1 protein-coding gene is annotated in these 952 nt (G+C 75.8%); it reads left to right on the forward strand.

Annotated elements, in window-relative coordinates; genetic code table 11:
- Positions 1-111: 111 nt before the first annotated feature.
- On the forward strand, positions 112-952 hold an 841-nt coding region (locus D8M34_RS18130), incomplete at its 3' end, for an FAD-dependent monooxygenase (RefSeq protein WP_274543286.1).

Here is a 952-nt window from a genome sequence, read left to right on the forward strand (position 1 = left end):
GGGATGAGGGACCGGCGAGGGAGGGGCCCCGTCTCGACGTCCACCGCGCCGCCCTGCCCGTCGCCGCCCGTCCTGTTGCTTGGTGCCGGGCCGGTCGGGCACACCACCGCGTTGCTGCTGGCCCGCCACGGCGCCCCCCCGGCCGTGCTGGACCTCCCCCAGGCACGCGACCGGGTCGGGTCCAATGCGATCTGCCGCCCGCCCCCCGTCCTCGCCGTGTGGCAGTCCGTCGGCGCCGGGCGCCGCATCGCCGACGTGGAGGTCACCTGGACCACCGCGCGCACCTTCCACCGCGACACCCGGCTGTTCGCCCACAGCGTCGCCGAGCCGGGGCGGCCCGCGGTCCCGCCGTTCGTGAACCTCTCGCAGGCCCGGACCGAGCAGAGCCTCGACGAGCGGCGCGCGGACGAGGCACTGGTGGACCTGCGCGGGGGGCAGGACGTCGTCGGCGTCGAGCAGGCCGTCGACGGTGTCACGGTCACCGTCGACGGGGGTGCGCGGGTCGCGGGGAGCTTCCTGGTGGTCTGTGCCGGTGCCCGTGGCGACGCGCTGCGCGGGTTGCTCGGGGTCACCTTCGAGGGCGCCAGCTTCGACGACCTCTTCCTGATCTGCGACGTCCGTGCCGACCTCCCGGGGTGGGCCGCCGAGCGCCGCTTCCACGTCGACCCGGCCGCGAACCCGGGCCGCCAGGTGCTGGTCCACCCCTGCCCGGACTCGACGTTCCGGATCGACTGGCAGGTCCCCGCCGGGTACGACCTCGACGCCGAGACCGCGTCCGGCGCGCTGGACGCCCGGATCCGCGCGGTCATCGGCGACGTCGACCACCAGGTGGTCTGGTCCTCGGTCTACCGGTTCCACTCGCGCGTGGTGGACCGGATGCGGTGCGGCCGGGTCCTGCTGGCGGGCGACGCGGCGCACCTGGTGGCCCCGTTCGGTGCCCGCGGGCTGAACT

The organism is Microbacterium sp. HSID17254 (assembly GCF_003989315.1).
Classification (GTDB): Bacteria; Actinomycetota; Actinomycetes; order Actinomycetales; family Microbacteriaceae; genus Microbacterium.